Origin of the sequence: Mesorhizobium sp. M7A.F.Ca.CA.002.15.2.1 (genome assembly GCF_003998715.1) — a bacterium.
Lineage (GTDB): Bacteria > Pseudomonadota > Alphaproteobacteria > Rhizobiales > Rhizobiaceae > Mesorhizobium > Mesorhizobium ciceri.
On sequence record NZ_RZPI01000376.1, the window covers coordinates 1 to 5,463 of the forward strand.

8 protein-coding genes are annotated in these 5,463 nt (G+C 65.0%); 6 read left to right on the forward strand and 2 right to left on the reverse strand.

The annotated features are described in order from the left end of the window. The coding region (locus tag ENZ74_RS20190; RefSeq protein WP_206522302.1) for an FAD-dependent monooxygenase at positions 1-644 on the forward strand (644 nt) is incomplete at its 5' end. A gap of 23 nt (positions 645-667) precedes the next feature. Here the strand turns inward: ENZ74_RS20190 and ENZ74_RS20195 are convergent. Further along, positions 668-1,561: a LysR family transcriptional regulator gene (locus ENZ74_RS20195; protein ID WP_063168616.1), complete on the reverse strand. Its 894-nt coding sequence runs from the start codon at positions 1,559-1,561 to the stop codon at positions 668-670. A gap of 103 nt (positions 1,562-1,664) precedes the next feature. On the opposite strand from ENZ74_RS20195, the gene ENZ74_RS20200 reads away from it, so the two are divergent. After that, positions 1,665-2,402, forward strand: coding sequence for an SDR family oxidoreductase (locus ENZ74_RS20200; protein ID WP_024501705.1), 738 nt, complete (start codon positions 1,665-1,667; stop codon positions 2,400-2,402). A gap of 69 nt (positions 2,403-2,471) precedes the next feature. After that, positions 2,472-2,684 (forward strand): 4-oxalocrotonate tautomerase family protein, encoded by a 213-nt coding sequence (locus ENZ74_RS20205; RefSeq protein ID WP_013530653.1) that lies wholly within the window; start codon positions 2,472-2,474, stop codon positions 2,682-2,684. A gap of 52 nt (positions 2,685-2,736) precedes the next feature. Here the strand turns inward: ENZ74_RS20205 and ENZ74_RS20210 are convergent, their stop codons facing one another. After that, entirely contained in the window at positions 2,737-3,648 is a 912-nt protein-coding gene (locus ENZ74_RS20210) for a transcriptional regulator GcvA (RefSeq protein ID WP_013530654.1), read from the reverse strand. 217 nt (positions 3,649-3,865) lie between these two features. On the opposite strand from ENZ74_RS20210, the gene ENZ74_RS20215 reads away from it, so the two are divergent. The 3 genes from ENZ74_RS20215 to ENZ74_RS20225 all read left to right on the forward strand — a co-directional run. After that, positions 3,866-4,048 (forward strand): DUF1127 domain-containing protein, encoded by a 183-nt coding sequence (locus ENZ74_RS20215; RefSeq protein ID WP_013530655.1) that lies wholly within the window; start codon positions 3,866-3,868, stop codon positions 4,046-4,048. Next, on the forward strand, positions 4,045-4,935 hold the full coding sequence (locus ENZ74_RS20220) for an NmrA family NAD(P)-binding protein (RefSeq protein WP_063168615.1): 891 nt from the start codon (positions 4,045-4,047) through the stop codon (positions 4,933-4,935). The genes ENZ74_RS20215 and ENZ74_RS20220 overlap by 4 nt, the downstream gene beginning before the upstream one ends. Before the next feature lie 141 nt (positions 4,936-5,076). Beyond that, positions 5,077-5,463 (forward strand): serine hydrolase domain-containing protein (locus ENZ74_RS20225; protein WP_164761097.1); only part of this gene is annotated, 387 nt, incomplete at its 3' end.

Genomic DNA, 5,463 nt, shown 5'->3' on the forward strand with positions numbered 1-5,463 from the left:
GCGACGGGCGCACCATGGCGGGTGCCGGCGGCAATTTCGCCAAGTTCGTCTATTATCCGATCGAGCCGGATCGCGAAGAGACCAGGCTGACGAACTGGGCGGTGATGGCCAATACCGGCGATAGCGGCACATCACCGCTGCGTCCCGGCGACTGGAGCCGCCCGGGCGTGATCGACGATGTGCTGCCCTTCGTGCGTGACCGGTTTCAGCTTGATTTTGTCGACCCCGCCTCGATCATCCAGGCAACGGATGGCTTCTACGAATATCCGAACTGCGACCGCGACCCGCTGCCACGATGGTCGTTCGGGCGGGTGACGCTGCTCGGCGATGCGGCGCATCCCATGTACCCGGTGGGGTCGAACGGAGCCAGCCAGGCAATACTCGACGCTGGTTGCCTTGCGATGCATCTGGCCGCAGGACCGACCGTCGAAGCCGCGCTAACACGGTATGACGGGGAGCGGCGGCCGGCCACATCGGCCATCGTGCTGGCCAATCGGCAAGGCGGGCCGGAAGCGGTCATAGACATGGTCGAGGCCCGGGCGCCGCATGGGTTTGATGACATCGACGCCGTCGCTTCGCGCGAAGAACGCAAGAGCGTGGTACGCGGCTATGCGTCCCTGGCCGGGTTTGCAAAACCGAGTTGATCGCGAGTGGCGCGTTTTGCAGCCTACAGGTTTGCCTCGGCGAAGATGCGTGAGGCCCAGTCGAGGAAGACGCGAAGGCGCGGCGAGAGCTGTCTGTTCTGCGGGTAGAGCGCCGACAGCGGCGTCGGCGATGGCGGATAATCGGCCAGCACTTCGACCAGCGTCCCTTCGGCCAGGTCTTTGTCGAAGCGATAGCGCGGCGCCTGGATGAGGCCGAGGCCAAGCCGCGCCAGGTCGGCGGCGGTATCGGAATTGTTGGCGGCGACGCGGCCGGGCAGCCGCACCTCACGGATATTGCCGGCGACAGTGAATTCGAACGGAAGGGTCTCTCCGGTGCGCGACGAGACAAAGCCCACCGCCTGGTGACCGTCGAGCGCATCGGGGGAGGCGGGCGTGCCGTGGCGCTCGAGATAGGCGGGGCTGGCGCAGGTGATCTCGCGGATCATCGCGAGCCGCCGCATGATCATGCCGCTGTCGGGCGGCTCGCCGACGCGGATCACGCAGTCCACGCCTTCACGCACGAGATCGACCAGCCGGTCGCTCTGGCCGATCTGCAGGTCGATGCGGGGATAGCGGTCGAGAAACTCCGGCAGGCGCGGCAACAGGAATGTGCGGGTGAGCAGCGTGCTGGCGTCGATGCGCAGCAGGCCGAAAGGCTCGGCGTTGCGGAAGGCGGCCTCGGCATCCTCGATCTCGGCCAGGATCGACAGGCAGCGCCGATAGTAGGCTTCACCATCCTGGGTGGCGTTCACCTGCCGCGTCGTTCGTTCCAGCAGCCGCGCGCCGAGATGCTCCTCCAGCCGCCGGATGGCTTCCGTCGCGGTTGAGCGCGGCAGGCCGAGATCGGCCGCCGCAGCGGTGAAGCTGCGCCGCTCCAGAACGCGAACAAAGAGCCGCATCGTGTCCAGCCGATCCATGCTCTTTGTTCGCAGTTTCCGAATAGTGATGTCAATGGGTGGATGATTATCCGGAATTCGGCTTGGCCTATATCCGTGTCACCAACAACGCGGAGAGACTTCGATGACAAATCAAACCAGAACCGCGATCGTGACCGGCGCCTCCAAAGGCATCGGCGCCGCCATCGCACAGCGGCTCGCCCGTGACGGCGTCGCCGTTGTCGTCAACTATGCACGGGGCCGTGCGGAGGCCGAAGAACTGGTCCGCGCGATCGAGACCGGCGGCGGCAGGGCGATCGCCGTGCAGGCCGATATCGCCAATCCGAACGGCATCGCCGTGCTGTTCGACGCCGGCGAGAAGGCGTTCGGCGGCATCGACATCCTCGTCAACAATGCCGGCATCATGAAGATTTCGCCGATCGCGCAGACCGACGATGCTTCGTTCGACACCCAGATCGCGATCAATCTCGGCGGCGTGTTTCGCGGCATGCGGGAAGGTGCGCGCCGGCTTCGCGACGGCGGCCGCATGATCAATTTTTCCAGCAGCGTCGTCGGTCTCTATCAGTCGGGCTACGGCGTTTACGCCGCCACAAAGGCGGGTGTCGAGGCGATGACCCACATCCTGGCCAAGGAGCTTGGCGCGCGCCGTGTCACCGTCAACGCGGTGGCGCCCGGACCGATCGAGACCGCGCTGTTCACGGACGGCAAGAGCGAGGCGCAGATCGAGGCCATCGGCAAGATGATCCCGCTCGGCCGGCTCGGCCAGCCCGACGACATTGCCGGGCTGGTCTCGTTCCTGGCCGGTCCGGACAGCTTCTGGGTCAACGGGCAAATCATCCGCGCCAATGGCGGCGTGGTCTGAGGCGGCAACCAGGCCGGCTTGGCTCTCCTGACTGCCTGACTTCCACACTCGAAAAGCTAAGGAAACATCATGCCATTCGCCAACATCAAGCTACCGCAAGCGGCCCTCTCCAAAGCGCAGAAGGAAGACCTCATCCATCGAACGACCGCGATGTTCGTGGACTTTTTCGGTGAGGGCGTGCGCCCCTACACGATGGTGCTGGTCGAGGAGGTCGCCGACGGAGGCTATGGCCGGGCCGACGAAGTGTTCGTCGTGCCGGAAGTTTTTCGCGCGAAGGAGTAGTGCAGGGCTAGACCTCGAAGAGGTGCCTTTCACAAATTGAACCCTTGCCGCATCAGCCATCCTTCGTCGCACCGACCCAGTCGGCGGCCACTTCGGCAAACAGCCAGTCGCGGAACGCCTTGATCTTTTTCTGGCGCAGCGCGCCGTCACGGTAGACGACGTAGTAGCGCGAGGCGGATTTCAGCGCGAGATCGAAGGGACGAACCAGCCGCCCCGCAGCGAGGTCGGCCGAGACCAGCGCGCTTCGGCCGAGCAACACGCCTTCGCCATGCACCGCGGCTTCGACGGCGAAGGTGGCGGAATCGAAGCGCACGCCGCGCTTGGGATCGATGCCGTCCACGCCGGCCTGTTGCAGCCATGTTGCCCAGTCGATGCGAAAGGCGTCGTGGATCAGCTTGTGATGCCGGAGATCCCCGGGCTGGCGCAGCGGATGTTCGCCTTGCAGCAGTTCCGGGCTGCAGACCGGGAAGACCTCTTCATCAGCGAGAAACTCCGCCGTCACCCCGGTATAGCCGCCCTTGCCGTAGCGGATGGCGATGTCGATGCCGTCGCTGACGAAATCGGAAAGCACGCCCGAGGTCGACAGCCGCACGTCGATGTCGGCGTTTGCGCGGTGGAAGCGATGCAGCCTCGGCACCAGCCAGCGGCCGGCAAAACCGTCCGATGTGCTGACATTCAGGATGCCTGCCGTGCGGTCGGGCGTGGCGGCGATGGTGGCGGCGGCGATCTGGTCCAGCGCCGTCCTGACTTCCGATGCGTAGGCCGCGCCGACCGACGTCAGGCGCACGGACCTCGTTCCCCGATCGAAAAGCTGGATGCCGAGCCTGTCCTCGATGTTGCGGATGGCGCGGCTGACCGCGCCATGGGTGACGTTGAGCTCACCCGCCGCCTTGGAGAAACTCAGATGCCTGGCGGCAGCCTCGAAGGCGGGCAAGGCAGTGAGGGGCGGTAGTCTGCGCGGCATGGTCCACCTGTGAGTGTTGCTCACAAATCCTGCACAAAGAGTCGTTTGTCGTCCAGCCCGGAAATGTCCAATCTATAGGGGTAGCAGCGGATATTGATCGGCTTTCCTATCTCGCCGCTGCGCTGAACGACCAGAAACAGTGTGAGCAATCGTCATGCTTGTCCCCTTGCGGACGGCGTCGGCACGCTTGCGCCTACTGAACCACAGGAGACGAACCATGAAACCGATTCTCGAATCCATCAGCGCCGCGACGAGCGGTCTTGCACTCAGAGCCTCTGCAGTCGTCGAGCGCCGCCGGATGCTGCGCCAAGTTTCACGCTTCTCGAACCATCGCTTGCACGACATCGGATTCGAGCGCGACTGGGACGGCTCCATCCTGCGCAACGGGAGGTCGATATGACCAGCACCCTGATCATCGGCGCGACGGGGCTGCTGGGCAGCGAGATGGCGAAGGCCAGCGCCCGCAATGGCGATCGCCTGCACGTTCTGGTTCGTGCGGCAACAGCCGGCGATGAAGAGCGGCTGCGCCCGCTGAAGGAGCTCGGTGCCAAAATCCACGTCGGCGATCTCGACGACTATGACAGCCTTGTCCGCGCCGCCAGTGCGGTGGACCGCGTCATCAGCTCGGTGCATGTGCATTCGGCCAGCGAGATGACGCTGGTGCGGGCGCTGAGGGATGCCGGCGTTTCCCGCTATGTGCCTTCCGCCGGCTTCGGCCTCGACTTCGCCGCCGCCGCCCCGGGCTCGATCCCGCCGCTCGATCTCAAGCGAGGCGTGTTCGACGCGATCAGGCAAGCCGATCTGCCCTACACGGTGATCTACACCAACGGCTTCTTTTCGACCTGGGTGGCGACGCTGGGCGATCTGATGCGCTTTGGCTCGTCGCCCTTGCCGCCCGATGAGGTGACGCTTTATGGCGGTGGCGATGTGCCGGCGACGTTTGTCAGCGAGAAGGACATCGCCGCCGTCACCTTGCGCGCGTTGAACGATCCCAAGGCCATCCGCAGCGAGATCCGCATCGCCCGAAACAAGATCACCCAGAACGAAATGATCGATCTGTGGCGCCGGGTGAGCGGCCGCTCGCCGCGCATCGTGCCTCAGAGTGCGGCGGAGCTTGAGGCGATGATCGCGTCAGCCCCCTGGCTTGGACTGCTGCGGGCATTCTGGATACGCGGCGAGACCGCGCTCGAGACGGCCACGCCGGAAGCCGGAGTGCTGTATCCGGAGCTGGCTTTCGAGACCATCGAGAGCGCCTTTGTTGCGATGGCGGACGCCGCTGGGCGGTAGGAACAGGAGCGCGGCGCTGAAGCTGACGTCGTCGGCGCGGCCGATGAATCCGGCTCGCGGCGTGAGCCGCCCGAGAAGGACTGGTCTCACCCGTGCGGGCCTGTATCATGGTCATGTGAATTCCTGGGAGGAGGCTTGTGCATGCGGCTGAATCGGAATCTCTGCCAGTGGAGGGTTTGGGTCTTCATCGCCGCAATGGCGCTTTGGCCGCACGCGGCGCCGGCCGATAGCCTCACGCCCGAGCGCATCACTGCTGCCCTGTCGAAGCTCGAAGCGCTTGCCGAAGCCGCCGTCGCGGACGGTGCCGTGCCCGGGCTCGCCATCGGCGTCGTGCGCGATGACGAGGTGATCTTCCTCAAGGGTTTTGGGCATCGCGAGGCCGGCAAGCCTGAGATCGTCGACGCCGACACGGTGTTCCAGATCGCCTCCCTTTCCAAGCCGGTTTCCGCCACCGTCGTAGCGGCGTTGGTTAGCGACAGGATCGTGTCCTGGGATTCGAAGATCGCCGATCTCGATCCGGCCTTCAGG